Source organism: Sphingomonas sp. AC449, from assembly GCF_979253475.1.
Window position 1 is genome coordinate 65,164 of the sequence record NZ_CEEDCZ010000011.1, and the last position, 24,713, is coordinate 89,876.

At 67.0% G+C, this 24,713-nt stretch carries 24 protein-coding genes; 18 read left to right on the forward strand and 6 right to left on the reverse strand.

Going from position 1 to position 24,713, the window contains the following annotated elements; all coding sequences use genetic code 11:
- The first annotated feature begins 7 nt into the window (after positions 1-7).
- The 4 genes from AC0CH3_RS15535 (at position 8) to AC0CH3_RS15550 (ending at position 6,370) form a co-directional block, all read left to right on the forward strand.
- Positions 8-3,259: a PAS domain-containing protein gene (locus tag AC0CH3_RS15535; protein WP_354303062.1), complete on the forward strand. Its 3,252-nt coding sequence runs from the start codon at positions 8-10 to the stop codon at positions 3,257-3,259.
- Positions 3,260-3,360: 101 nt separating this feature from the next.
- On the forward strand, positions 3,361-4,659 hold the full coding sequence (locus AC0CH3_RS15540; RefSeq protein ID WP_465238041.1) for an Hsp70 family protein: 1,299 nt from the start codon (positions 3,361-3,363) through the stop codon (positions 4,657-4,659).
- Entirely contained in the window at positions 4,656-5,318 is a 663-nt protein-coding gene (locus AC0CH3_RS15545; protein WP_354303059.1) for a spermidine synthase family protein, read from the forward strand. Before AC0CH3_RS15540 ends, AC0CH3_RS15545 begins: the two co-directional genes overlap by 4 nt.
- The gene (locus tag AC0CH3_RS15550; protein ID WP_354303057.1) at positions 5,315-6,370 is read left to right on the forward strand and encodes an AbrB family transcriptional regulator; all 1,056 of its coding nucleotides are present in this window, start codon (positions 5,315-5,317) and stop codon (positions 6,368-6,370) included. The genes AC0CH3_RS15545 and AC0CH3_RS15550 overlap by 4 nt, the downstream gene beginning before the upstream one ends.
- 126 nt (positions 6,371-6,496) lie before the next feature.
- Here the strand turns inward: AC0CH3_RS15550 and AC0CH3_RS15555 are convergent, their stop codons facing one another.
- Complete coding sequence (locus tag AC0CH3_RS15555; protein ID WP_465238042.1) at positions 6,497-7,837, reverse strand: sigma-54-dependent transcriptional regulator; 1,341 nt, start codon at positions 7,835-7,837, stop codon at positions 6,497-6,499.
- On the reverse strand, positions 7,834-9,582 hold the full coding sequence (locus AC0CH3_RS15560; RefSeq protein ID WP_354303053.1) for a sensor histidine kinase: 1,749 nt from the start codon (positions 9,580-9,582) through the stop codon (positions 7,834-7,836). The genes AC0CH3_RS15555 and AC0CH3_RS15560 overlap by 4 nt, the downstream gene beginning before the upstream one ends.
- A 242-nt stretch (positions 9,583-9,824) precedes the next feature.
- Here AC0CH3_RS15560 and AC0CH3_RS15565 point away from each other — a divergent pair, with 242 nt between their 5' ends.
- The 4 genes from AC0CH3_RS15565 to AC0CH3_RS15580 all read left to right on the forward strand — a co-directional run bounded on the left by AC0CH3_RS15565 (position 9,825) and on the right by AC0CH3_RS15580 (position 15,274).
- The gene (locus tag AC0CH3_RS15565; protein ID WP_443024757.1) at positions 9,825-11,171 is read left to right on the forward strand and encodes a dicarboxylate/amino acid:cation symporter; all 1,347 of its coding nucleotides are present in this window, start codon (positions 9,825-9,827) and stop codon (positions 11,169-11,171) included.
- Between the two features lie 52 nt (positions 11,172-11,223).
- Positions 11,224-12,777, forward strand: coding sequence for an alginate export family protein (locus AC0CH3_RS15570; RefSeq protein WP_465238043.1), 1,554 nt, complete (start codon positions 11,224-11,226; stop codon positions 12,775-12,777).
- Between the two features lie 192 nt (positions 12,778-12,969).
- Positions 12,970-14,178 (forward strand): acyl-CoA dehydrogenase family protein, encoded by a 1,209-nt coding sequence (locus tag AC0CH3_RS15575; RefSeq protein ID WP_056022148.1) that lies wholly within the window; start codon positions 12,970-12,972, stop codon positions 14,176-14,178.
- 4 nt (positions 14,179-14,182) lie between these two features.
- Entirely contained in the window at positions 14,183-15,274 is a 1,092-nt protein-coding gene (locus AC0CH3_RS15580) for an acyl-CoA dehydrogenase family protein (RefSeq protein WP_465238044.1), read from the forward strand.
- A gap of 109 nt (positions 15,275-15,383) precedes the next feature.
- Here AC0CH3_RS15580 and AC0CH3_RS15585 read toward each other — a convergent pair whose 3' ends face one another.
- Positions 15,384-15,698, reverse strand: a complete 315-nt coding sequence (locus AC0CH3_RS15585) for a hypothetical protein (RefSeq protein WP_333996134.1) — start codon at positions 15,696-15,698, stop codon at positions 15,384-15,386.
- 76 nt (positions 15,699-15,774) lie between these two features.
- Positions 15,775-16,893: a fatty acid desaturase family protein gene (locus AC0CH3_RS15590; protein ID WP_465238045.1), complete on the reverse strand. Its 1,119-nt coding sequence runs from the start codon at positions 16,891-16,893 to the stop codon at positions 15,775-15,777.
- Between the two features lie 274 nt (positions 16,894-17,167).
- Here AC0CH3_RS15590 and leuC point away from each other — a divergent pair, with 274 nt between their 5' ends.
- Genes leuC through AC0CH3_RS15610 form a run of 4 tightly spaced genes read left to right on the forward strand, consistent with a single transcriptional unit; the run spans position 17,168 to position 20,358 of the window.
- Complete coding sequence (gene leuC, locus AC0CH3_RS15595; RefSeq protein ID WP_354303046.1) at positions 17,168-18,607, forward strand: 3-isopropylmalate dehydratase large subunit; 1,440 nt, start codon at positions 17,168-17,170, stop codon at positions 18,605-18,607.
- The gene (locus tag AC0CH3_RS15600; protein WP_156350373.1) at positions 18,604-18,768 is read left to right on the forward strand and encodes a hypothetical protein; all 165 of its coding nucleotides are present in this window, start codon (positions 18,604-18,606) and stop codon (positions 18,766-18,768) included. The genes leuC and AC0CH3_RS15600 overlap by 4 nt, the downstream gene beginning before the upstream one ends.
- The gene (gene leuD, locus AC0CH3_RS15605) at positions 18,765-19,394 is read left to right on the forward strand and encodes a 3-isopropylmalate dehydratase small subunit (protein ID WP_056020588.1); all 630 of its coding nucleotides are present in this window, start codon (positions 18,765-18,767) and stop codon (positions 19,392-19,394) included. Before AC0CH3_RS15600 ends, leuD begins: the two co-directional genes overlap by 4 nt.
- A complete protein-coding gene (locus AC0CH3_RS15610) occupies positions 19,357-20,358 on the forward strand; it encodes an NADPH:quinone oxidoreductase family protein (RefSeq protein WP_354303043.1) in 1,002 nt (333 codons plus the stop codon). Before leuD ends, AC0CH3_RS15610 begins: the two co-directional genes overlap by 38 nt.
- A gap of 26 nt (positions 20,359-20,384) precedes the next feature.
- Here the strand turns inward: AC0CH3_RS15610 and AC0CH3_RS15615 are convergent, their stop codons facing one another.
- A complete protein-coding gene (locus AC0CH3_RS15615) occupies positions 20,385-20,597 on the reverse strand; it encodes a hypothetical protein (RefSeq protein WP_465238046.1) in 213 nt (70 codons plus the stop codon).
- Positions 20,598-20,717: 120 nt separating this feature from the next.
- Here AC0CH3_RS15615 and AC0CH3_RS15620 point away from each other — a divergent pair, with 120 nt between their 5' ends.
- The 6 genes from AC0CH3_RS15620 to nadA all read left to right on the forward strand — a co-directional run bounded on the left by AC0CH3_RS15620 (position 20,718) and on the right by nadA (position 24,468).
- The gene (locus AC0CH3_RS15620) at positions 20,718-21,041 is read left to right on the forward strand and encodes a DUF1476 domain-containing protein (protein ID WP_056020591.1); all 324 of its coding nucleotides are present in this window, start codon (positions 20,718-20,720) and stop codon (positions 21,039-21,041) included.
- Positions 21,042-21,045: 4 nt separating this feature from the next.
- Entirely contained in the window at positions 21,046-21,276 is a 231-nt protein-coding gene (locus AC0CH3_RS15625) for a BolA/IbaG family iron-sulfur metabolism protein (RefSeq protein WP_354303039.1), read from the forward strand.
- A 10-nt stretch (positions 21,277-21,286) separates the two neighbouring features.
- Positions 21,287-21,613, forward strand: a complete 327-nt coding sequence (grxD, locus tag AC0CH3_RS15630; RefSeq protein ID WP_056020597.1) for a Grx4 family monothiol glutaredoxin — start codon at positions 21,287-21,289, stop codon at positions 21,611-21,613.
- Between the two features lie 259 nt (positions 21,614-21,872).
- Positions 21,873-22,730 (forward strand): MBL fold metallo-hydrolase, encoded by an 858-nt coding sequence (locus tag AC0CH3_RS15635; RefSeq protein WP_354303037.1) that lies wholly within the window; start codon positions 21,873-21,875, stop codon positions 22,728-22,730.
- Positions 22,712-23,455, forward strand: a complete 744-nt coding sequence (locus tag AC0CH3_RS15640; RefSeq protein ID WP_354303035.1) for a DUF4230 domain-containing protein — start codon at positions 22,712-22,714, stop codon at positions 23,453-23,455. The genes AC0CH3_RS15635 and AC0CH3_RS15640 overlap by 19 nt, the downstream gene beginning before the upstream one ends.
- A gap of 14 nt (positions 23,456-23,469) precedes the next feature.
- On the forward strand, positions 23,470-24,468 hold the full coding sequence (gene nadA / locus AC0CH3_RS15645) for a quinolinate synthase NadA (RefSeq protein WP_354303034.1): 999 nt from the start codon (positions 23,470-23,472) through the stop codon (positions 24,466-24,468).
- A 12-nt stretch (positions 24,469-24,480) separates the two neighbouring features.
- On the opposite strand, the gene AC0CH3_RS15650 is transcribed toward nadA, so the two are convergent.
- Positions 24,481-24,636, reverse strand: a complete 156-nt coding sequence (locus AC0CH3_RS15650) for a hypothetical protein (protein ID WP_465238047.1) — start codon at positions 24,634-24,636, stop codon at positions 24,481-24,483.
- Between the last annotated feature and the right edge of the window lie 77 nt (positions 24,637-24,713).

Below are 24,713 nucleotides of genomic sequence, written 5' to 3' on the forward strand. Positions count from 1 at the left end.
AGGGATTATGCGCTCCGGCTTACTCGATCGTGACGAACTCTTGGCACGGCAAGCGTTTCAACTGGCGCTCGTCGATCTGTTTCGCGTGATGCGGCGCCCCGACGATATCATGGCCGCCGCCGCTGCCGCGCTCGGATCGCATCTCGGCGTCGCGCGCTGCGGTTATGGCGAGGTTTCGGGCGAGGGTGTCGTGATCCACGGCAGCGGCGACTGGACCAGCGGCGCATTGCCGAGTCTCGCGGGCGAGCCGTGCGTGCTCGCCGCGCTCGGTGCGGGCGTGCTCGACGAGCTTCGCGGCGGCCGAACCGTCTTCGTCAGCGACTGCCACAACGACCCGCGCTCGGCCGACCCGGTCAATTCCGAGACCTGGGCCAAGATCGGCATCTGCGCGCTGATCGTGGTCCCGCTGATCCGCGACGGCGTGCTCGCGGCGATCCTGTACGCGCACGAGGATGGCACGCGACACTGGAGCCAGGCCGAGCTGGCGCTGGTCGAGGATGTCGCGCTGCGCACGATGGATGCGGTCGACCGGCTCCGCGCCGAGCTCGCACTCAAGGCGAGCGAGGGGCGCTATCGGTCGCTGTTCGACTCGATCGATGCCGGGTTCTGCGTCATCGAGATGCTGTTCGACGGCGACCGGCCGGTCGATTATCGTTTCGTCGAGGTCAACCAGGCGTTCCACCGCAACACCGGGCTCGACGACGTCATCGGCCGGACGATGCGCGAGCTCGCGCCGGACATGGAGCAGCACTGGTTCGACCGATATGGCCACGTCGCGACGACGGGCGAGTCGCTCCGGTTCGAGGATCCCGCGGCGGTGCTCGATGACCGGTGGTATGAAGTCTATGCCTACCGCGTCGACGCGCCCGAACTGCGTCATGTCGCGGTGCTGTTCAACGACATCAGCGAGCGCCGCCGCAATGAGATCGCGCTCGCCGAAAGTCGCGAGGAGCTCGAGCTTGCGACCCGCGTCGCGCGGCTCGGGCGGTTCGATTTCCATCCGCGCACGGGCTGGCTGAACTGGGATTCGCGGTGCCGCGAATTGTTCGGCCTGCCCGCGGAAGCGCCGGTCGACTATGCGGTATTCCTAGGTGGCCTCCACCCTGACGATCGCAGCCGCCTGGATGCGGTGGTCGCGGGCGCGCTCGATCCCGACGGATCGCGGCGGTTCGATGCCGAATACCGGACGATCGGCCGGATCGATGGCTGCGAGCGGCATGTCGCAGCGCACGGGGTCGCGTTTTTCGAGGATCGCGAACCCGTCAGGCTGATCGGCACGGTGGTCGACGTCACCGAGGATCGCCGGGCGCAGGCGGTTCTCCGCGAGACGAGCGAGCGGTTGCGACTCGCGAGCCGCGCGACCAACGATGCGATCTGGGACTGGGACCTGCGCCGCGACCAGCTCGTCTGGAACGAGGCGCTGACGCGGGCCTATGGCCACGACCTCGCGACGGTCGAACTGACCGGCGACTGGTGGCTGCGGCATATTCATCCCGATGATCGCGGCCGCGTCGATGGCAGCATCCACGCGATCATCGATGGCGACGGCAGCGACTGGGTCGACGAATACCGCTTCGAGCGTGCGGACGGCAGCTATGCCGACGTGCTCGATCGCGGCTATGTCATTCGCGACGAGGCGGGGGCGCCGGTACGGATGATCGGCGCGATGCTCGACCAGTCGTCGCGCAAGGCGGTCGAGCGCCAGCTTCGCGCGATCAACGAGGGGCTCGAGGAAGCCGTGGTGGTTTCGACCGCGGATCGCGACCGGCTTTGGGAATTGTCGTCGGACATCATGTTGCGCGCGACGTTCGACGGGACGATCGCGGCGGCGAACCCGGCCTGGTTCGCCATGCTCGGCTGGCGCGTGGACGAGATCGTCGGGATGTCGCTGTTCGACCTCCTCCACCCCGACGACGTCGCGCGGACGGGCGACGCGGCGGCAGGGCTTGCGCGCGGTGAGACCCTCGCGCGGTTCGACAACCGCTATCGTCACAAGGACGGCAGCTATCGCTGGATCAGCTGGGCGGCGCGCCCGGGCGACGGGTTGATCAACGCGGTCGGCCGCGACGTCACCGCGGAGAAGGCGCGCGAGGAACAGCTCGCGCGGGCCGAGGATGCGTTGCGCCAGGCGCAGAAGATGGAGGCGGTCGGACAGCTGACGGGCGGTATCGCGCACGACTTCAACAATATGCTGACGGGCATTCTGGGTGGGCTCGACATGGTCCGCCGCAACGTCCCCGAACCGCGCGCAGAGAAGGTCGACCGGTATCTCGATGCGGCGACGGTGTCGGCGCAGCGCGCGGCGGGGCTGACCCAGCGGCTGCTCGCGTTTTCGCGCCGCCAGTCGCTCGACGTGAAGGCGACCGATGTCGACCGGCTGATCGCGGAGATGGAGGATCTTCTGTCGCGGACGCTCGGCGAGAATGCCGGGCTCGAGATCCGGCGACAGGACGGAACCTGGCCCGTGACGACCGACGCCAACCAGCTCGAGAGCGCGCTGCTCAATCTCGCGATCAACGCGCGCGATGCGATGCCGAACGGCGGGCGGCTGACGATCGAGACCGAGAACACGCATCTCGACGCGCAGTATACCGATGCGATCGATGGTCTCGCGCCGGGCGATTATGTTGCGATCGGGGTGTCCGACACGGGTATGGGGATGTCGAAGGCGGTGATTGCCAAGGCGTTCGACCCGTTCTTCACGACCAAGCCGATCGGGCAGGGCACCGGGCTGGGTCTGTCGATGATCTATGGCTTCGCACGCCAGTCGGGCGGCCATGTCGGGATCTATTCGGAGGAAGGGAAGGGTACGACCGTCAGGCTGTACCTGCCGCGCTTCCACGGGAGCGCGGCGGTCGCGACCAAGGCCGTCGAGCAGGACCTGCCGCGCGCGAATGGCGAATGTGTGCTGGTCGTCGAGGATGATGTCGCGGTACGGATGCTGATCGTCGATATCCTCGGCAGCCTCGGCTATGCGGTGCTCGAAGCGGGGGACGCGGGTGCGGCGATCCCGATCCTCGAGGATGGCGCGCGGATCGACCTGTTGATCAGCGACGTCGGCCTGCCCGGGATGGACGGCCGCCAGCTTGCCGAGGTCGCACGACGCCATCGGCCCGGTCTCAAGATTCTCTTCGTCACCGGTTATGCGGAAAAGGCCGCGGTTCGCGGCGACTTTCTGGGCGAGGGGATGGAGATGATCACCAAGCCGTTCGCGCTCGACGTGCTGGCGGCGCGGATCAGGACAATGGTCGCGCGCTGAGCGGTGACGGCGCGGGGTTCGCCACGAAACCCACTTTACCGGTTGCCATCCCGCCCCCCCGGTCGCCATAGGCGGGCGCCATCCGGTCCCTGGAGAGTTTCATGTCAACCGCAGCCGCCGGCCCCGCCCTGGGGCTCGACTTCGGCACGACCAACAGCGTCGTGGCTTTGGGCACACCCGGTGGCGCGCCCGAGCTGGTGACGTTTGCCGCACCTGCCGAGACCAGCCCGGTGTTCCGATCCGCGTTGTGCTTCTGGCAGGACGACAGCGGCAAGGGGCTCGCGTCGGATGCAGGGCCGTGGGCGATCGCGGAATATATGGAATATCCGCTCGACAGCCGGTTCATCCAGTCGTTCAAGTCGGTCGCGGCGATGAAGACGTTCGAACAGGCCTCGGTCTTCGACAAGCGCTATCGCTTCGAGGAGATGGGCAAGCTGTTCCTCGACAAGCTCATCGCGCATGCGGGCGGCAGGCTCGACACGCGGCCGCACCGGATCGTCGTCGGCCGACCGGTCGAATATGCCGGTGCGCGGCCCGACGAGACGCTCGCGCGGACGCGGTACGACGCGATGTTCAAGGGCTTCGGCGCGGAGATCCATTATGTCTACGAACCGCTGGGTGCGGCGTACAGCTATGCGACGCGGCTGACCGAACCCGCGACGATCCTGGTCGCCGATTTCGGCGGGGGCACGAGCGATTTCTCGGTCGTGCGCGTCGCCGAGCCGGGGGCGGCGCGACGCTGTACGCCGCTCGGCCATGCGGGCATCGGGATTGCGGGCGACCGGTTCGACTACCGGATCCTCGACCGGCTGGTGCTGCCGATGCTGGGCAAGGGCGGCGCGTACAAGTCGTTCGGCAAGGAGCTCGAGATCCCGCGCGCCTATTTCGCGGATTTCGCGGACTGGTCCAGGCTCGCGCTGATGCGCAACCGCAAGACGATGACCGAGCTCGAGCGGTTGCAGAAGACCGCGGTCGATCCCGATGCGATCGGCCGGATGATCGCGGTGATCGAGAACGAGCTCGGCTATCCGCTGTATGATGCGGTCGGATCGCTCAAGCGTGCGTTGTCGACGGGTGAGGACGCGCATTTCCATTTTGCAGGCGCCGGGCTCGAGATTGAGGCGGACGTGACGCGCGACCAGTTCGAGGGCTGGATCGCGGACGACATCGCGCGGATCGAGACGACCGTCGACCGCGCGCTGGCGGTGGCGAACGTTGGGAGCGCCGAGATCGACCGCGTGTTCCTGACCGGCGGATCGTCGCTGATCCCGCGCGTGCGGCGTATCTTTACCGAGCGGTTCGGCGACGCGGCGATCATGAGCGGCGGCGAGCTGACGTCGATCGCGCACGGGCTCGCGCTGATCGGCGAGCAGGACGATATCGCGGCGTGGTCGGCATGATCCCGCGAATCTGCCTCGACACCGCGCAGGTGCCCGGCGGCGGCGAGCTGCGGCTGTTCCAGCGCGGTGCCGAATTCTCGATCATGCTCGGCGCGAACGAACTGATGAACAGCCGGTTGAGCGGGTCGGAGGAGGCGCTTGCCGAGCAGGCGTGCGATCGCATCGGCGCGCGGCCGGGTGTGCGGATGCTGATCGGCGGGCTGGGCATGGGGTTCACGCTACGCGCGGCGCTGGCGCGGCTGCCGGGCGATGCGGAGGTCGCGGTCGCCGAGATCGTGCCCGCGGTGGTCGCATGGGCGCACGGGCCGATGGCGGCGCTGCACGGCGCCAGCCTGATCGACCCACGCACGCGCATCGTCGAGGGCGATGTCGCCGCGGCGATCGCCGAGGGCGGGTGGGACGCGATCCTGCTCGATGTCGACAACGGGCCCGACGGGCTGTCGCGGCCGGGTAACGACCGGCTCTACGGCGCGGCTGGGCTGGCACGCGCGCGCGCGGCGTTGCGGCCCGGCGGGGTGCTGGCGGTCTGGTCCGCCGCGCCGAGCAAGGCGTTCGCGAGACGGCTCGACGAGGCTGGCTTTGCGGTCGACGAAGTCGTCGCACGCGCGACGCGCAAGGGTGGCGCGCGCCATGTGATCTGGTTCGCCACCAATCCATGATCTGGCGCTGGCTTCTGCTGATCGCGCTCTCGGCGCTCGTTGCGGGGGCGCTGGAACTGATCGGACTCCCCGCCGGGCTGTTGCTTGGACCGATGATCGCAGCGGTCGCGCTCGCGGTGCGCGGCTGGTCGCTGGGCGTGCCGGTGCTGGCCTTTCGGAGCGCGCAGGCGGCGGTCGGCACGCTGATCGCGGGCTCGATCACCACCGGGATCGTCGCGACGGTCGCGGATCACTGGCCTGTGTTTCTCGCGGTCAATGTCGCGACGCTCGCGGCCAGCAGCGTGCTCGGCTATCTGCTCAGCCGCTGGCAGGTGCTGCCGGGGACGGTCGCGGTGTGGGGATCGACGCCTGGGGCTGCGAGCGCGATGGTGCTGATGGCGCAGGCGTACGGCGCCGACTCGCGGCTGGTCGCGGTGATGACCTATACGCGCGTCGTGTGCGTCGCGGTCGTCGCCTCCGTGCTGGCCGCGGTGATGGTCGGCGGCGGCAGCGGGCATCACCCGGCGGCGACCTGGTTCGCCAGCGTCGATCCGGTCGCGGTGCTGCGGACGGTGGCGATCGCGGGCGTGGGCGCGGCGGTCGGCGTCCTGCTGCGGTTGCCGGCAGGCGCGCTGCTCGGATCGCTCGTGCTGGCGGGGGTGCTCAACGTCACCGGGGTTGCGCAGCCGGTGCTGCCGCAGTGGTTGCTCGCGATCAGCTATGCGGTGGTCGGGTGGAAGATCGGGCTGTCGTTCACGCGCGATACGCTCCGCGTGGCGGGCAAAGCGATGCCGCGGATCCTGCTGTCGGTCGGGCTGCTGATCGTATTTTGCGGTGGCATCGCGGCGGCGCTGACGCGCTGGGCGGGGATCGACCCGGTCACCGCCTATCTCGCCTCGAGCCCGGGCGGCATGGACTCGGTCGCGATCATCGCCGCGTCGAGCCCGGTCGACGTGCCGTTCGTGATGGCGTTGCAGGTCATGCGGTTTCTCGGCGTGTTGCTGATCGGGCCGCCGCTCGCGCGGTTCGTCGCCACGCGGCAGGGCGGGGTGCCGCCGGTCATTCCGACCTAGGCGTGAATCCACCCGCCTCACAATCCGTTCGTGCTGAGCGAAGTCGAAGCACCTGCGCGCGCGGCCTGCCCTTCGACTTCGCTCAGGGCGAACGGAATGGGGGGCATTACCGGCAGTCCGCGCCCGTCACCCCTTGGTGGGGCGATAGGCCTCGACGTCGATCTCGTGGCGCTTGAGCTTGTCGTAGAAGGTCTTGCGCGGGATGCCGAGCGCGGCGAGCGCGGATCGTACGTCGCCGCTGACCTGTCGCAGCGTCGTGCGGATCGTCGCCTCCTCGAACTTGTCGACGCGCGCCGGCAACGGCATGTCGGCATGCTCGGCGTCCGGTTCGTCGGCCTCGACGCGTAACACCAGTCGCTTCGCCAGATTGTCGAGTTCGCGGACGTTGCCCGGCCAGTCGTGCTGCCCGAGATAGGCGAGCGTCGCGGTGTCGATCGTCGGTACCTCGCGACCGAACCGCTCCGCCGCCTGGTGGAGGAGGTGCCCGAACAGCAATGGCACGTCGTCACGGCGTTCGCGCAGCGGCGGGATCCGTAATCGCACGGCATCGAGCCGGAACAGCAGGTCCGCCCGGAACCGCCCGGCCTCGACCGCGTGATCGAGCCCGGGCTTCGACGCCGCGATCACGCGAAGGTCGAGCGCGCGTGCCAGGTCGCCGCCGATCGGCATCACCTCGCGTTCCTCGAGCACGCGCAGCAACCGCGCCTGGACGGTCGACGACACGCTCTCGATCTCGTCGAGAAACAGCGTGCCGCGGGTCGACGCCTCGATCCGGCCGGTGCGCGGCAGCCGCGAATCGCCGTCATGGCCGAACAACTCGATCTCGGCGACCACGTCGGGCAACGCCGCGCAGTTGACCGCCACGAACGGTCGCGAACGGCGGTTGCTCCAGCGGTGCAGCAGGACCGCGACCAGTTCCTTGCCGGTCCCGGTCTCGCCCTCGATCAGCACGTCGATATTGGCCTGCGCGATCTGGCGCATCGTGTCGCGCAAGCGGATCATGACGGGGGTCTCGCCGATCAGCGGCTCGGCACCGATCGTCTCCTCGGCGGCGGCGCGCAGGCGGCGATTGTCGAGGACCAGCCGGCGCATGTCGAGTGCCCGGCGTGCGCCCGCGATCAGGTGATCGGTCGCGAACGGCTTCGGGATGAAGTCGAACGCGCCGTTCTTGAGCGCGGCGACCGCCATCGCGACGTCGCCGTGGCCGGTCATCAGCAGGACGGGAATCTCGTGGTCGATCGCGGCGATCCGGCGGAACAGCTCGAGCCCGTCCATCTTGGGCATGCGGATGTCCGAGACGACCGCACCGTCGAACCCGGCATCGATCCGCGCGAGCGCCGCGACCGGATCGCGTTCGGCGATGACCGAGATGCCGGCAAGCTCGAACGATTGCTCAAGCGCACCGCGCAGCACGTCGTCGTCGTCGACCAGGAGGATCGATTGTTCCGTTCGCGCAGGGTCGCTCATGCCTTCACCAGGATCATGCGGAAAATGGCACCTTCGGACGAGGGAACGAGGTCGAGCGTGCCGCCGAACTCGGTCATGATGTCGCGCGCGATCCCGAGGCCCAGGCCGAGCCCGTCCTTCTTGCTGGTCGCGAACGGCGTGAACAGGTGGTCGGCGATGTCGGCGGCAATCCCCGGGCCGCTGTCGGCGACGGTCAGCACGACATCGCGACCGCGGCGCCCGATCGTCACGTCGACTCGGGCATCGCGCCGCTCCGAGACCGCGTCGAGCGCGTTCTGGAGCAGGTTGACGAGCACCTGTTCGAGACGCACGCGCCCGGCGATCACCGTCAGCCGCGCCTCGGGCCCGTCTGGCAGCGCGAGCGTGACGCCTTTCGCGCGGTAGCGGTCCCCGATCAGCAGCCGGACGCCGTCGATGACCGCGTCGAGCGCAACCGGGCCGATCGATCCCGCCCCTCGCCGGGCATAGCGCCGAAGCCCCGCGGTGATCGCGCCGATCCGGCTGGTCAGGTCGACGATCGACTGGAGATTGGTCGCCGCGCGTGCCGGTTCGCCGCGCTCGAGGAACGCGGCGGCATTGTCGGCGAACGTCCGGATCGCGGCGACCGGCTGGTTGATCTCGTGCGCGACGCTGGCGGTGATCGTGCCGATCGAGCCCACACGGTTCGCGTGCGCCAGTTCCTCGCGTGCCTGACGGAAGCGCTGGTCGGACGCCTCGCGCTGCTCGACCTCGACCTGCAATCGTTCGGCGGTCGCGCGCAGCTCGGCGGTACGGCGTGCGACCTCCGCCTCGAGTTCCGCGCGCGCGCCGGCGTTGCGCTTGCGCCGCGCATAGACCCACCACGCCGCCGCCATCGTCGCGATCGTCGCCAATCCGGCCAGCGCGGTCGCCCAGCGCGTCCGCGTCGCAGCGACGCGAAGCGCCACGTCGAGCGGCTCCATGTGCACCAGCCGCCAGCCCGCGATCGGCACCGGCAGCGACACCGTCACCGCGGGCGTGCCATCGGGAAGCCGGGACCGCTCGCCGGCGATCGTCAGCGGAGCGGGGACGAGCCGTATCGAGCCGAACTGACGCGTACGCGCGAGCAGCGCGCGGCGGCGCGGCGGTAGCGGGCGGGTGGTATGGAATTGCAGTCTGGGATCGCTGGAGATCAGGATCACGCCGTCGGGATCGACGACGAAGGTCGCCATGTGCGACCGGATCCAGGCGCGGGCGATCTTGTCGAACTCGACCTTCACCACGACCACGCCGAGCGGCTTGCCGCCGCGATCGATCCGCCGCGAGAGATAGAGTCCGGACCGCCCGCTGACGCTGCCGAGCGCGAAGAATTCGGTCGCGCCCGACGCCATCGCCTCGGTGAAATATTCGCGGAAGCGATAATTGTGTCCGAGGAAGCTGTCGCGGCGCGCGGCGTTCGATGCGGCGATCGTCATCCCCTGGCTGTCCAGCGCGTAGATCACCGGGGCGCCCGTCCGTTCGGCGAGCAGGGCGAGCTTCTGGTTCAACGCCGCATCCACGCGCCCCGATTCGAGTGCGGCCCGGACGTCGGGATATTCGCCGAGCATGATCGGCAGCAATCGATACGTCTGGAGCTCCGCCTCGAGCAGCTGGAGGTTGGTCCGGGTCTGCTGCGTGGCGGCCAGCTGGACCGTCGCTGCGGCATCCGCGACCGCGCGGCGGCCATAGATCGATGCCGTGCCCGCGACCATCACGCCGAGCAGGACGAAGGCGAGAAGGACGGTCATTGCCGCGCTGAAAAGAGCCGATCGCGTCCACGTCATTTTGTGCGGATTATCACACACATCGGGTGCGCGCCATCCGCATAATGGTGCAAAATCCGCACATTGGAAATGCCGGTATGGCTAAAAATGGCGCAAAACCGCGGGTTTATTGGGTTCTGGTCGTGCGGTTGAAGTGTCAGGTCCGGCACGGCATTACGTCCGTCAGATACCGCCAGCACAAGCCGGTGCGACTTCAGGAGGCGATGTTGACGATTCCATCCCAGGCATATGCGGTCGCGGAAACGCCCCGCCGGAAACGCTGGACGGGCCAGCTTTATATCCAGGTGCTGATCGCGATCGTGCTCGGCGCGGCGCTCGGCCATTTCTATCCGACCTATGGCGCGGCGCTGAAGCCGCTGGGCGATGCGTTCATCAAGCTGGTGAAGATGATCATCGCACCGGTGATCTTCCTCACGCTCGTCACCGGTATCGCCGGGATGAAGGAACTCGGCTCGGTCGGCCGGGTCGCGGGCAAGGCGTTCGCCTATTTCCTGTTCTTCTCGACGCTTGCGCTGATCGTCGGCCTGATCGTCGCCAACGTCGTCCAGCCGGGCGCGGGGATGAACATCGACGCCGCCTCGCTCGATACCAAGGGCATCGCTGACTATACGGTCAAGGCGCATGAGACGACGATCACCGGGTTCCTGATGAGCATCATCCCGGACACGATGGTCAGCGCGTTCACCGACGGCAACATCCTGCAGATCCTGCTGATCGCGATCCTGTTCGGGATTTCGCTGAGCCTGGTCGGCGAGCCTGCCAAACCCGTGCTCAACTTCCTCGAGCGACTCAGCCTGATCGTCTTCAAGCTGGTCGGCATCCTGATGCGCGCAGCCCCGCTCGGTGCGTTCGGCGCGATCGCGTTCACGATCGGCAAATACGGGATCGGCAGCCTCGCCAATCTCGGCGCGCTGGTCGCAACCTTCTATCTGACCGCGGCGCTGTTCGTGGTTGTCATCCTCGGCACCGTCGCACGCCTGACGGGCTTCTCGATCTTCAAGCTGATCAAGTATCTGAAGGCCGAACTGCTGCTGGTGCTCGGCACGTCGTCGTCGGAAGCCGCGCTGCCGAACCTGATCCAGAAGATGGAGGCTGCGGGCTGCGAGAAGTCGGTCGTCGGGCTGGTCGTCCCGACCGGTTATTCGTTCAATCTCGACGGGACCAACATCTACATGACGCTGGCGGCGTTGTTCATCGCGCAGGCGACGAACACCGACCTGACGCTGGGCCAGGAACTGCTGCTGCTCGTCGTTGCGATGATCTCGTCCAAGGGCGCCGCCGGCGTCACCGGCGCGGGCTTCATCACGCTGGCGGCCACACTGTCGATCGTCCCGACCGTGCCGATCGCGGGCATGGCGCTGATCCTCGGCGTCGACCGCTTCATGAGCGAGTGCCGGAGTCTCACCAACTTCATCGGCAACGCGGTCGCGACGATCGTCGTCGCGCGCTGGGAAGGCGCGCTCGACCGTGACAAGCTCGACGCGGCGCTCTCGGGCAAGTTGCCCGAACTCGCACCGGCGCCGGTCGCCACCGCCGCGGTTCCTGCCGCTTGATCCCGACGGGGCCGGCACGCGCCGGCCCCGCGACCAGTACCGGACAGCTTATATGACCTCGATGATGATGCGCCGCGTGCGCCACGCGGCGGGCTTTGCCGTCGCGACCCTTCCCGCGATGGCGCTGGCCCAGGCCGCGCCGCAGCAGGCCGCTCCCCAGACCGCGTCGCCCAAGGCGCGCGAACGGCTCGGCCCCGTGTCCAAGGATGCCGCCAGCACCAGCGCGGCATCGCCGATTTCCGAAAGCTATCCCAATGCCGCGGTCGGCGACGGCGTCACCGCGGGCGGCTACAACCAGTCGCGCTGGGCGGAGGACTGGTCGAAGCTGCGCGATCCGGCCAAGCGCAAGGACATCATCGACCAGCTCAAGTTCATCTCGATCGCGGGCGACGGCGACGTGTACCTGACGCTGTCGGGCGAGGCGCGGTTGCGCGTCAACCACACCACCAACCCCAATCTCCGCGACAGCGAAGCGCAGCGTCAGGACATTCTTCGTCTGTTCGGCGGCGCGGACCTGCACGTCGGCGAGCATCTGCGCTTCTATGGCGAGCTCGCGCACGGCACGCTCGAGGGCGAGAATCTGGGGACGGTGCTGCCCAATCTGCGCAACAAGCTCGCGGTGCAGCAGGCGTTCGTCGACCTGACCGGGACGGTCGCGGATGTCGATGTCGGGGTCCGCTATGGTCGCCAGACCTTTGCCGACGGCCCGAACCTGCTCGTCGTGCCGCGCGACAACAACACGCTGTATTTCGGGTTCAACGGCTTTCGCGGCTGGGCGCGGGCCAAGAACGTGCGCGCCGACGTGTTCGACTTCAAGCCGACCGCGTACGGCACGCAGGGTACGCGCGACGACGATGCGGAAAGCGCCCGGCGTTTCTCGGGCATCTCGACCGGCATCGTCCTGCCCGACACGCTGTTCGGTGGTTCGAAGCTCTATCTCGACCCGTTTCTCTGGCGGCTGCGCAATCGCAACGCGGTCTGGGGGACCGACAATGCGCGCGAAGTCCGCAATTTCTACGGGCTGCATTTCTGGGGCGATGCGGGACCGGTCAATCTCGACTGGACGGTCAATTACCAGGGCGGCAGCTATGACAATCGCTCGATCGAGGCATGGCTGATCCTGCTCGCGCAGACCTACAAGCTGGGCAAGGGCCGCAACGCGCCGCGCGTCGGCTTCCACGCGGATTATGCAAGCGGCGGCGGCGCCTATGGCAACGGCACGCTGCGCACCGCGCTCGCGCCGTTCGGCAACAACATCTATTACAGCTATCAACTGTTCGCGACGCCGACCAACCTGATCGCGGTTGCGCCGAACGTCAGCTTCAGCGTGTTCGACAAGCTGCGCCTGACGGCCGAATATCAGCTATCGTGGCGCGATACGCAGAGCGATGCGGTCTACCGCGCCAACGGCACGGCGTTTGCGGGCACGCAGAATGTCTCGGGCAGCAAGATCGCCGACACGATCCGGTTCCAGGCGGTCTATCCGATCACCTCGCGCCTGTCGTTCACCGGGCGCTACGAGCATCTGATCGCAGGGCCTGCGCTGACCCGTGCGAACTACAAGAACTCGGACTTCCTCGCGGGCTGGCTCAGCTACCGCTTCTGATCGGGCGTGGCTGCCCGCCCCAATCCGTCATCCTGACGAAACTCAGGATGACGGCCGGGGCGGGCAGGCGCGATACCGCCTGAATTAACCTGCGACATACCGCCGACACTTCGTACGATTTCGACCATACCGGTCCTTCAATTCGGTCGATCTTTGTGGCACATGGTCTCCAGCACAAGGAGTCACATGGTCATGGATCTCAGCTTCACGCCCGAGGAAGAATCGTTCCGCGACGAGGTTCGCGCCTTCTTCCGCGACAAACTTCCCGCCCGACTGTCGACGCTCGTCCGCGAAGGCAAGCGGCTGCGCAAGGCGGACATGGAGGAATGGCACGCGATCCTGAACGAACGCGGCTGGCTGGCGAACCATTGGCCCGAAAAATGGGGCGGCCCGGGCTGGAGCGTGATCCAGCGCTTCATCTTCGACAACGAATCCGCGCTCGCGCACGCGCCCCGCGTCGTGCCCTTCGGCGTCAACATGCTCGGTCCGGTCCTGATCAAATACGGCTCCGAGGAACAGAAGCAGACGTGGCTGCCGCGCATCCTCGACGGGTCCGACTGGTGGTGCCAGGGCTATTCGGAGCCGGGGGCGGGGTCCGATCTCGCGGGCCTCAAGACCACCGCTGTGCGCCAGACGCGGGAGGGCGGCGACGTCTATGTCGTCAACGGGCAGAAGACGTGGACGACGCTCGGCCAGCATGCCGACATGATCTTCTGCCTCGTGCGCACCGATCCCGCCGCGAAGAAGCAGGAGGGCATCAGCTTCCTGCTGATCGACATGAAGTCGCCCGGCATCGAAGTCCGCCCGATCACGCTGATCGACGGCGAGCAGGAGGTGAACGAGGTGTTCTTCACCGATGTCGAGGTGCCCGTGGCCAACCTCGTCGGCGAGGAGAACCAGGGCTGGACCTACGCCAAGTACCTGCTGACCTATGAGCGCACCAACATCGCCGGCGTCGGCTTCTCGATCGCGTCGTTCGAGCGGTTGAAGGAGGTCGCGCAGTCGCAGCGGAAGAACGGGCGTGCGCTTGCCGACGACCCGCTGTTCGCGGCGCGCATGGCCAGGGTCGAGATCGACCTCGCCAACATGCAGACGACGAACCTGCGCGTGCTGGCGGCGGTTGCGGGCGGCGGTGCGCCCGGCGCGGAGAGCTCGATGCTCAAGATCAAGGGCACCGAGATCCGGCAGGAGATCACCGCGCTGACCCGTCGTGCCTACGGGTCCTATGCCGCGCCCTACATCCCGGAGGCGCTGGAGGCCGGCTGGAACGGCGAGGACGTCGGCCCGGAAGACGCGGCGATGGCGGCACCGAGCTATTTCAACAATCGCAAGCTGTCGATCTTCGGCGGATCGAACGAGATCCAGAAGAACATCATCTCCAAAGCCATATTGGGTCTCTGAGCATATGAACTTCGAACATAGCGATGACCGCCGGATGCTGGCCGACACGCTCGTCCGGGCGTTGCGCGACGGCTATCCCATCGAGACGCGCAACGCCGGTGCCTATGGCGAGGCGGGATATGACCCGGCGGTCTGGGCGCAACTGAACGAGCTCGGGATCGTGTCGGCGCTGTTCGACGAGGCCGCGGGCGGCTTCGGCGGCAGCGGGTTCGACATCATGGTGGTGTTCGAGGCGCTCGGCCGCGCGCTTGTGGTCGAGCCGTTTCTCGGCGCGCTGATGGCGGGCCGGGCGCTCGCCGCGGGCGGCGGGCACGACGCGGCGCTGGCGGGCATCGTATCGGGCGAGACGATCGCGGCGTTCGCGCATGAAGACGGCGCAACCCCGGTCACCGCGACGCCAAGTGGCGATGGCTGGACGCTGAGCGGATCGAAGGCGGTCGTGCGGCAGGCGGGCGCGGCGTCGCTCCTCGTCGTCACCGTCGAGCAGGACGGGGATCCGCTGGTACTGCTGATCGATGCCAAGTCGCCCGGCGTTTCGGTGCGCAGCTACAACACCGTCGAAGGCGGCGCCGCGGGCGACGTCTCGTTCGACGGCGTGACGGTCGCAGCCGATGCGCGGATCGGTAGCGAGGGACAGGGCCAGGCGGTCGTCGACGCCGCGGTCGGCGCCGGGCTGCTCGCGCTATCGGCCGAGGCGGTCGGGGCGATGGACTTCGTCAAGGAGGCGACGCTCGGCTATCTGCGCGACCGCAAGCAGTTCGGCGTGCCGATCGGCAAGTTCCAGGCACTCCAGCACCGCATGGCAACGGTCCTGCTCGAGATCGAGCAGGCGCAGTCCGCGGTGATCAACGCGGCGACCGCGTTCGACGGCGACGACGTGACGGCGCGCAATCGCGCCCTGGCCGCCGCGAAGTACACGATCGGCCGGACCGGTGCGCTGGTGGCCGAGGAATCGATCCAGCTGCACGGCGGGATCGGCATGACGTGGGAATATGCGGTGTCGCACTATGCCAAGCGGCTGGTGATGATCGACCACCAGCTCGGCGACGAGGACCATCATCTGCAACGCTATATCGAGCTCGCGAAGGCCGCCTGAGACGGCTCTGGGGGGAAGCGTCGCCCGTCTTGCCGCAGGTACGATCGAAAGGCTCCGCCCCCTCTGGGACGGGCTTTTCGACGGCGCGCCCGTTACGCTGTCGCCGAGGTCATCCGCGCTTTGCAATGATGGGGCGCAGGCGGACGCCCAGACAGATCACGGTCGGCCAGAACATCGTGTTGGCAATGTCGAGCAGCGTATCGTCCCAGCGCCACGAACCATAGTTCAAGCGGTCCATGACCTCGTTGAACGCCTCGCCAGCGGCGACGACAGTCCAGGGGATGAACGTCCCGAACGAGCGCCGCGTGATCAGCCGTGCGATCATCAGCAGCGCCATGCCGGCATGGATATGAAGGATCGTGTCGGGAAGGCCGGTGCCGTCGCCGATCCAGTCGATCCACTGATGGTAGATTTTCGGTATCACAGATGCACTCCGGCGCGGACCGAAACGGGTCCGCGCGGGGCTTAGCGTGCTACGGCGTCAAGCGATACGGGGGCGATCACGCACGCACGGCATTCCGGCACGCCTTGACGAGATTGACGACCAGCCCCGACAGCGTCGAATAATTCGCGCGGTGATAGGAGGAACGGTCGCCGAGCTCTCCCGTCAGCCGGCGATGCGCCTCGGGAAGCGCATGATAGGGCAGCCCGGGGAGCAGGTGATGCAGTGCGTGGTAGCGCAGCCCGACCGGTGCCCACACTTCGGCCAGAAGGCCGGGCGGCGGGACGTTGACGCTGTCGAGATACTGGTCGGTGATGCTCATCGCATCGCCCTCATTCTCCCAGAGATGCGCGACGAGCGTGCGGACCTGGTTGAGCACGGCGATCGCCGAGACGATGATCAGGAACGTCGCGGACGCCGCAAGCGGGAACACGCCCGTCGCGGTCAGGACGACGAACGATATTGCCCAGATGCTCGCGGCGGTCTCCCAGATACGCCAGCTCCGCAACGCCTTGCCCTCGGGCGGCTTGCGGCGGAACTGGGGATTGATCGCCAGCGCCGAATAGCGCGTCACGACGATCTCGCGCAGCTTGGGCGACAGCAGCGACAGCGGGGCGAGCACGCCGTATCGCAGGATCAGCCCGATCGGCAGCAACGCCGACACCAGGACAAACAACCCCAGAGTCACCACCGGTCCGCGGGCGAGCGGCATGTATTCGGGATCGCGGTTGGTCCCGTAGCGCGTCTTGGCATGATGGAGCGTGTGAACGCCTTCGTACATCAGCGACGGCATCATGACGGGCACGCCGAACAGGATATTCCATCCCGCGGTGAAGCCCGGCACGGCATTGGGCTTCATGTGCGACAGTTCGTGGATGAAGCTGAGCGCGCGGTACAGCGCGAGCACCGCGACGACTCCGCCGAGCAGCTTTGCCCAGAGCGGCGTCGCGACGATCGCCACCGCGAGCCCCGCATAGCCGATCCCGGCCGACGCGATCAGGTCGGTCCAGTACACGACCGGCCGTGCGGCATGGAGATCGCGCGTCAGCATTGCCGCCGCCTTGATCATGGCCCCGTCTTCCTGCCCCAGCTGCGCGGCCTTCGGGCGCGCAACGGCCGCAGCCGCGCGTGCCAGCGGCTCGGCAAGAGGATCGGCGTTGATGAATGCGGTTGCCATGATCATACCATCTGAGGGTGACGTATCGTCGTCGATACAGAAGAATTCAGGCTGAAAAATGGTGATCGCGCCGGGGGAATCAACCAGCCGGGTGATGGTGTGGCGGTTGTGGCGGCTGACAGGGGTGGCGCCGTCATGGCTTTTGCATCAGCAAGCACTCTGAACGTCGTGCAGCGGAGGCCGTCATCCCTTGGGAAGCACGACCGGTCCAATTGACGCATGAAAATTGCCGCAAGCGTTTGCTCGGCAGCTATTATCGGTTAACGGAGGCGTCATGGCTTCCCGTCCGCAAACATTGTACGAAAAAATCTGGGCATCGCATGTCGTCGAGCGTCGCGACGACGGCACGTGCCTGATCTATATCGACCGTCATCTCGTCCATGAGGTGACCAGTCCGCAGGCGTTCGAAGGGCTGCGCGTCGCCGGCCGACGTGTGCGGCGGCCCGACCTGACGCTCGCGGTGCCCGATCACAACCTCCCGACGACGGCGCGGGTCGATGCCGCGGGCGTGCCGCTGCCGATCGCCGACCCCGAAAGCGCGCAGCAGCTCGACGCGCTGCGTCGGAACACGACCGAGTTCGGCATCGACTATATCGACGCGACCGCGGCGGAGCAGGGGATCGTCCATGTCGTCGGCCCCGAGCTCGGCTTCACGCTGCCCGGCTCGACGCTGGTGTGCGGTGACAGCCATACGTCGGCGCATGGTGCGCTCGGCGCGCTGGCGTTCGGGATCGGAACGAGCGAGGTCGAGCATGTCCTCGCCACACAGACGCTGTTGCTGAGCCAGTCGAAGACGATGGAGGTCCGCGTCGACGGCGTGCTCGGGTTCGGCGTCAGCCCCAAGGACGTGATCCTCGCGATCGTCGGCCGGCTGGGTGCGGCGGGCGGGACCGGGCATGTCCTAGAATATACCGGCGACGTGATCCGCGCGATGTCGATCGAGGGGCGCCTGACGGTCGCGAACATGTCGATCGAGGCGGGCGCGCGCGCCGGCCTCGTCGCGCCCGACGAGACGACGTTCGCCTATATCAAGGGGCGGCCGATGGCGCCGTCGGGTGAGGCGTGGGAGCGCGCGCTGGCTTGGTGGCGCACGCTGCCGAGCGACCCGTCCGCACGCTACGACGCCTCGGTCGTCTTGCAGGCGAGCGACATCGCGCCCGGGCTGACCTGGGGGACGAGCCCCGAGGACGTCGTGCCGATCACAGGCCATGTGCCCGATCCGATGAGCTTCGCCGACCCGTCGAAGCAGGCGGCGGCGCGCAAGTCGCTCGAATATATGGGACTGACGCCGGGGACGGCGATGCAGGACGTCAGCATCCAGCACGTCTTCATCGGCAGTTGCACGAACAGCCGGATCGAGGATCTGCGCGCGGCGGCGACGATCGCCAATGGCCGCCACGTCGCCGACGGGGTGCGCGCGCTGGTCGTGCCCGGGTCGGGACTCGTCAAGCGGCAGGCCGAGGCCGAGGGGCTCGACCGGATCTTCACCAGCGCCGGGTTCGAATGGCGCGAACCGGGCTGTTCGATGTGCCTCGCGATGAACCCCGACAAGGTGCCGCCGGGCGAGCGCTGCGCATCGACGAGCAACCGAAATTTCGTCGGGCGGCAGGGGCCGGGTGCGCGCACGCATCTGCTCTCGCCCGCAATGGCCGCCGCGGCAGCGGTGACAGGCCATCTGAGCGACGTGCGTGATCTGATGAGGGGCGAAGTATGAAGCGTGTGATGATCCTGCTGATGGCAGGCGCGGTGGTGAGCGGCGTGGCCGCGTACATGGCCGCGGCGCGGACCGTCCCCGGCACGCTCGGGCGCGAAACCGCGCGCATTGCGGCCGGCCCGGAGGCCAGCGGCGGACGAACGGCGGCCAGCGCGCGATGAGGCCGGTCACGACGGTATCGGGGCGGGCCTATCCGTGGGGCGCGAAGAACGTCGATACCGACGTCATCATCCCCGCGCACTGGCTCAAGACGATCACGCGCACGGGGCTTGGCCGCGGCGCGTTCGAGACGATCCGCGCGCAGCCGGGCAATCTGTTCGACGATCCCGAATTCGCCGGCTCGCCGATCCTGATCGCCGGGGACAATTTCGGCTGCGGTTCGAGTCGCGAGCATGCCGCCTGGGCGCTGGCCGACATGGGCATCACCGCGGTGATCGCGCCGAGCTTTTCGGACATCTTCTCGGGCAATGCGTTCAAGAACGGCATCGTCGCGGTCGTCCTGCCGCAGGCGGCGGTCGACCGGCTGGTCGAAGTCGCAAAGACCGATCCGGTGACGATCGACCTCGAATCGATGACCGTGACCACCCCGTTCCAGGACCGTTTCACCTTCGAACTCGATCCCTTTCGCCGCCAGTGCCTGATCGAGGGGCTGGACGAAGTCGGTCTGACACTGGCAAGGGATACCGCGATTTCTAAATTCGAGGAGGCGGTGGTCGAACACCGCCCCTGGCTGGAGAGGAAAAGCGGATATGCGGGCATTGCTGTCGACGGCGCCGGGCGGACCTGAAACTCTGACATTGTCCGAGCTACCCGATCCGGTCGCCGGTCGGGGACAGGTCGTGATCGCGGTCAAGGCGTGCGCGATCAACTTTCCCGACGTCCTGATCATCGAGGACAAATATCAGTTCAAGCCCGAACGTCCGTTCGCGCCGGGTGGCGAGATCTCCGGCGTCATCGATGCGGTGGGCGAGGGCGTCCAGGGCTGGCAGGTCGGTGACCGCGTGATCGCGATGCTCGGCCATGGCGGCCTGTGCGAAAAGGTCATCGCCGACCCGGCCAAGCTGTACCGCCTGCCCGAAGGCCGCAGCTTTGCCGAGGGGGCGTCGCTGATCCTGACCTATGGCACGACGATCCACGCGCTGCTCGACCGCGGGCATATCGCAGCGGGTCAGACGCTGCTCGTGCTGGGTGCGGCCGGCGGCGTCGGTCTGGCGGCGATCGAACTCGGCAAGGCGTTCGGTGCGCGCGTCGTCGCGGCCGTCTCGTCGGATGAAAAAGCCGCCGCAGCGCGGAACGCGGGCGCGGACGAGACGCTGGTCTATGCGCGCGCGCCGTTCGACAAGGACCAGTCCAAGGCGCTCGCCGAACAGTTCAAGGCGGCGGTCGGCAAGGGTGGCGCGGATGTCATCTATGATCCCGTCGGCGGCGATTATGCCGAGCCGGCGCTGCGGTCGATCGCGTGGGAAGGGCGGTATCTGGTGGTGGGCTTCCCCGCGGGCATCCCGCGGCTGCCGCTCAACCTGACGCTGCTCAAGAGCTGCGATGTGTGCGGCGTGTTCTGGGGGGCGTTCGCCGCGCGCGATCCAAAGGCGAACCAGGCGCATATCGAAACGCTGTTCGCGTTGTGGAAGGATGGGAAGATCGCGCCGCGCGTGACCGAGGTCTTTGCGTTCGAGGAGGGCGGCAAGGCGATCGCCAAGATGGCGGCGCGTAACGCGATCGGCAAACTGGTCGTCGAGGTTGGCAGATAAAGCGATCCGGCCAGGCCGGTGTCGGATCACACCAGGCTGATGACCAGCAGCGCAATCAGCAGCCAGAGGACGCTCGACAGCACGACGCCGTAGAACATGCCCTGCATCGCATGCGGACCACGCCGGCTTTTCGAGGTCGGAGCGGATTGGCTGAGGCTGGCTGACACGGACCGATGGCCCGACGCGTGCAAAATATGAGATCCTGCCATCATGCTCTCCATGTCCGTGCGCTGTGTCACGTGACCGTCTCATACTATGGTTAATCGAGCGGGTTTGTTCCAGCCGTGAACCAATTTATTGCGTTCACCTTGGGTGCTACCTATCTCAAGCGCCGAGACGCCGCAGGGGAAACAACCGCCATGACGAGCTTTGACGATCGCGAACGGTCTTTCGAGGCGAAGTTCGCGCGTGACGAGGAAATGGCTTTCCGGATCACCGCGCGCAGGAATCGCCTTCTTGGTCAGTGGGCTGCGGCCGAGATGCGTTTGACCCGTGAGGAAGCGGACGCCTATGCGACCGCGCTCGTCCATGCCGACCTGGAGGGCGGCGGCGATGACGACGTCGTCCGCAAACTGGTTGGAGATATGACCGCGGCGGGGCTCGATCACGACGAGGCGACGGTGCGCCGTGCGCTGGCGCAGCAGATGATCGAGGCGCGCCGTCAACTTATGGAGGCTCAGTAGCCCGATGCCGATGACTGCCGATGATATCAGCACGATGATCCGTACAGCGATCCCCGACGCGCAGGTCGAGATTACCGATCTGGCGGGCGACGGCGATCACTACGCCGCGAAGGTGACCAGCAGCAGCTTTGCCGGGCTAAGCCGGGTGAAGCAGCACAAGAGCGTTTACGATGCACTGGGCGGCCATATGGGCGGCACGCTGCATGCGCTCCAACTTACGACCGTGATTGCATAAGGACGACGACATGACCGACGATACGAACGCCCGCATCGACGCGCTGGTTAAGGCCAATCCCGTGGTGCTGTTCATGAAGGGCAGCCCCCTGTTCCCGCAATGCGGCTTTTCGAGCCGCGCGATCGCGATCCTCAACCATCTCGAGGTCGAGTTCGAGACGGTCGACGTGTTGCAGGACCAGGGAATCCGTCAGGGCATCAAGGCCTATTCGGACTGGCCGACGATTCCGCAGCTATATGTCGACGGCGAGTTTCTCGGCGGGTCCGACATCATGATGGAAATGTACGAGAGCGGCGAGCTGAAGCAGCTGTTCGAGGCGCAGAAGACGGCCAGCTGATTTCAGCAGATACCGGGTGAGGGTGGACGGTCGCGAGACTGGAATAGCGGGCCGTCCACCCTGCAAAGCGCTGAACGCTCGGTAACATCACTATCCTAGCATGCGCCGTGCCAGTCTTCATCGATGACCGTTTTCCGCGCGTCACGATGGTTAACCGGCCGATCGATACCCGGCCTCCTGTAAAGCATTCCGACACAGGCCCGCGCGCCGCCGCACGGCCCCTCTTGCCTTGACCGCGCCGAGCCGCCATTTCCTGGCAATGGCTGAGCATCCGACCGGCATCCCGATCCAGCTCGAGCCGCTTGTCACGCGCGTGCTCGCGCCGAACGCGTCGCCCTATACCTTTACCGGCACACAGACCCACATCGTCGGTACGGCCGACGTTGCGGTGATCGACCCCGGCCCCGATGACGCCGCGCATCTCGACGCGCTCGAGCGCGTGATCGCCGGGCGCCGGGTCACCGCAATCGTCGTCACGCATCATCACCGTGACCACAGCCCTGCGACGCGGCCGCTGCAGGCGGCAACTGGCGCGCCGATCGTGGGGGCCGCGCCGTTCGGGCCGGACAAGGCCGGTGGCGAAGCCGCGTTCGATCCGTTGTATCGCCCCGACCGCGTTCTGGCGACGGGCGACCGGGTGACCGGCGAGGGCTGGACGCTCGAGGCGCTCGCGACGCCGGGTCATACGTCCAACCATCTCGCCTTCGCGCTGCTCGAGACGGGGGCGTTGTTCTCGGGCGATCACGTCATGGGCTGGTCGACGACGGTCGTCGTTCCGCCCGATGGCGACATGACTGCCTATATGCGGAGCCTAGAACTGCTGATGCAGCGCGACGACAGGGTGTATTATCCCGGGCATGGCGAGGTGATCGAGCGACCGCAGCGGCTGGTCCGCGGGATGCTCGGGCACCGCAGGCAGCGCGAGGGGCAGATCCTGCGACTGCTGCGCGAGCGCGACCGGACTGTCGGCGAGCTCGTCACGCACATGTATGTCGGGCTCGATCCAAAACTGGTACCGGGTGCCAAGGGCTCGGTGCTCGCGCATCTGTATGATCTGCGGGGCCGCATGATGGTCGACGAGGCGAGGGAGGGCGGCGCATGGCGGATCGCGGAGTGAACGAGTCGGCCGGCGTGGCACCCGTCCGGCAGCGTGGCAGCATAGGTGCATTCCTCGCAAAGGCGGCAGGCGTCCTCGTCCTGCTTGCCCTCGCGGCATTGATCGCGCTCTGGGGCGTGCAGCGTTATGTCGAGAGCCGGCTCACGCCCGATCCGACGACGATCGCGAGCGCAAGCCTCGAGGGGCTGCGCGAACAGAACCGGCTGTCGACCTTTGCCGCGCGATTCGTCGCGGTCGTTACCTCGCGCCAATCGCAGCTTGGCTTCTCGACCGAGAAGACGCTGATCATGCCCGGCATGGTGCGGTACGATGTCGATCTCGCCAAGCTGACGCAGCGTGACGTCACGTGGAACGCCGAGACGCGGACACTGGGCGTGCGGCTTCCCGCGGTCGAGGTCGACGGGCCCCAGGTCGATCTGAACGCACTGCGGGAATATAGTTCGGGCGGGTTGCTCGCGACGCTCACCGATGCGGAGAAGCGGCTCGATACCGCCAACCGTCGTGCGGGGCAGGTCGAACTGATGCGCCAGGCGCGCGAGCCGGCGATGATCCGTCTCGCACGCGACGCGACACGGCGCGCGGTCGAGCGCAGCTTCGCGATGCCGCTGCGCGCGGCGGGCGTCGACGCGACCGTCACGGTGCGCTTTGCCGACGAACCCGTCGCGAATTCCGAACGATGGGATGCGTCGCGTTCGCTGCAGGACGTGCTAGGGAACCGCAACTAAACCGGGATACGACCATGGAACTTCAGCAGAATCTTGCGGGCATCGACATTCGGGCCGAGATCGAACGCCTCCGCAAGGAGAAGAACGCGATCATCCTCGCGCATTACTACCAGAAGCCCGAATTGCAGGACATCGCCGATTTCGTCGGCGACAGCCTCGACCTGTCGCGCAAGGCGGCGGCGACCGACGCCGACGTGATCGCGTTCTGCGGCGTGCGCTTCATGGCCGAGACCGCCAAGATCCTGTCGCCCGACAAGACCGTGGTGCTGCCCGACATGGATGCCGGGTGCAGCCTCGAGGACAGCTGCCCGCCCGAGCAGTTCGCGGCCTTTCGCGCCAAGCACCCCGATCACATCGCGCTGACGTACATCAACTGTTCGACCGAGGTGAAGGCGCTGTCCGACATCATCGTGACGTCGTCGTCCGCGGAGACGATCCTCGCGCAGCTGCCCAAGGACCAAAAGATCATTTTCGGCCCCGATCGCAATCTCGGCGGGTATCTGGTGCGCAAGACCGGGCGCGAGATGCTGCTGTGGCCGGGCGTGTGCATCGTCCACGAGGCGTTCAGCGAGACCGAACTGCTCAAGCTCAAGGCCGCCAATCCCGGCGCACCGATCGTCGCGCATCCCGAATGCCCGCCGATCATCCTCGATCACGCCGATTATGTCGGCTCGACGCGCGGTATCCTCGATTATGCGATCGGGATGCCCGGCGACACGCTGATCGTCGCGACCGAGCCGCACATCATCCACCAGATGGAGAAGGCGCTGCCAAACAAGCGCTTCATCGGGGCGCCGGGTGCGGACGGCAACTGCAACTGCAATATCTGCCCGTACATGGCGCTCAACACGATGGAAAAGCTCTACGTCGCGCTGCGCGACCTGTCGCCGCGGATCGAGATCGAGGAAGGCCTCAGGCTGCGTGCGAAGACGAGTCTCGATGCGATGCTGGCGATGGCGTCCAACACCGTCGGCAAGGGCGATCTCGGCCCTGCGATGGTGACGGGGGACTGATCAGGCCGCCCGTCAGGCCTGTTGCGGATCGTTGGCCTGGGTGATGCCGGCGATCGCCTCGTCGATATGGATGGCCGCGAGCGGCAGGCCGATCGCGTCGGCTAGCGCCAGCGCTTCGGTGAGCAGGGAGACGAGTCGCGTGGTTTGGGTAAGCGTATCCGACGGCATTGCGGTTCCTGATGTTCAGCGTCGATTCCGCCCGGCGCCGGGATCATGATATGCCCTATTTATTGTACGATTAATAC

Bases quoted from the DNA above. Each gene is read 5' to 3' on its own strand.
- AC0CH3_RS15535 (WP_354303062.1), top strand. From the start codon at position 8: ATGCGCTCCGGCTTACTCGATCGTGACGAACTCTTGGCACGGCAAGCG.
- AC0CH3_RS15540 (WP_465238041.1), top strand. From the start codon at position 3,361: ATGTCAACCGCAGCCGCCGGCCCCGCCCTGGGGCTCGACTTCGGCACG.
- AC0CH3_RS15545 (WP_354303059.1), top strand. From the start codon at position 4,656: ATGATCCCGCGAATCTGCCTCGACACCGCGCAGGTGCCCGGCGGCGGC.
- AC0CH3_RS15550 (WP_354303057.1), top strand. From the start codon at position 5,315: ATGATCTGGCGCTGGCTTCTGCTGATCGCGCTCTCGGCGCTCGTTGCG.
- AC0CH3_RS15555 (WP_465238042.1), bottom strand. From the start codon at position 7,837: ATGAGCGACCCTGCGCGAACGGAACAATCGATCCTCCTGGTCGACGAC.
- AC0CH3_RS15560 (WP_354303053.1), bottom strand. From the start codon at position 9,582: ATGACCGTCCTTCTCGCCTTCGTCCTGCTCGGCGTGATGGTCGCGGGC.
- AC0CH3_RS15570 (WP_465238043.1), top strand. From the start codon at position 11,224: ATGACCTCGATGATGATGCGCCGCGTGCGCCACGCGGCGGGCTTTGCC.
- AC0CH3_RS15575 (WP_056022148.1), top strand. From the start codon at position 12,970: ATGGATCTCAGCTTCACGCCCGAGGAAGAATCGTTCCGCGACGAGGTT.
- AC0CH3_RS15580 (WP_465238044.1), top strand. From the start codon at position 14,183: ATGAACTTCGAACATAGCGATGACCGCCGGATGCTGGCCGACACGCTC.
- AC0CH3_RS15590 (WP_465238045.1), bottom strand. From the start codon at position 16,893: ATGGCAACCGCATTCATCAACGCCGATCCTCTTGCCGAGCCGCTGGCA.
- leuC (WP_354303046.1), top strand. From the start codon at position 17,168: ATGGCTTCCCGTCCGCAAACATTGTACGAAAAAATCTGGGCATCGCAT.
- AC0CH3_RS15600 (WP_156350373.1), top strand. From the start codon at position 18,604: ATGAAGCGTGTGATGATCCTGCTGATGGCAGGCGCGGTGGTGAGCGGC.
- leuD (WP_056020588.1), top strand. From the start codon at position 18,765: ATGAGGCCGGTCACGACGGTATCGGGGCGGGCCTATCCGTGGGGCGCG.
- AC0CH3_RS15610 (WP_354303043.1), top strand. From the start codon at position 19,357: ATGCGGGCATTGCTGTCGACGGCGCCGGGCGGACCTGAAACTCTGACA.
- AC0CH3_RS15620 (WP_056020591.1), top strand. From the start codon at position 20,718: ATGACGAGCTTTGACGATCGCGAACGGTCTTTCGAGGCGAAGTTCGCG.
- AC0CH3_RS15625 (WP_354303039.1), top strand. From the start codon at position 21,046: ATGCCGATGACTGCCGATGATATCAGCACGATGATCCGTACAGCGATC.
- grxD (WP_056020597.1), top strand. From the start codon at position 21,287: ATGACCGACGATACGAACGCCCGCATCGACGCGCTGGTTAAGGCCAAT.
- AC0CH3_RS15635 (WP_354303037.1), top strand. From the start codon at position 21,873: ATGGCTGAGCATCCGACCGGCATCCCGATCCAGCTCGAGCCGCTTGTC.
- AC0CH3_RS15640 (WP_354303035.1), top strand. From the start codon at position 22,712: ATGGCGGATCGCGGAGTGAACGAGTCGGCCGGCGTGGCACCCGTCCGG.
- nadA (WP_354303034.1), top strand. From the start codon at position 23,470: ATGGAACTTCAGCAGAATCTTGCGGGCATCGACATTCGGGCCGAGATC.
- AC0CH3_RS15650 (WP_465238047.1), bottom strand. From the start codon at position 24,636: ATGCCGTCGGATACGCTTACCCAAACCACGCGACTCGTCTCCCTGCTC.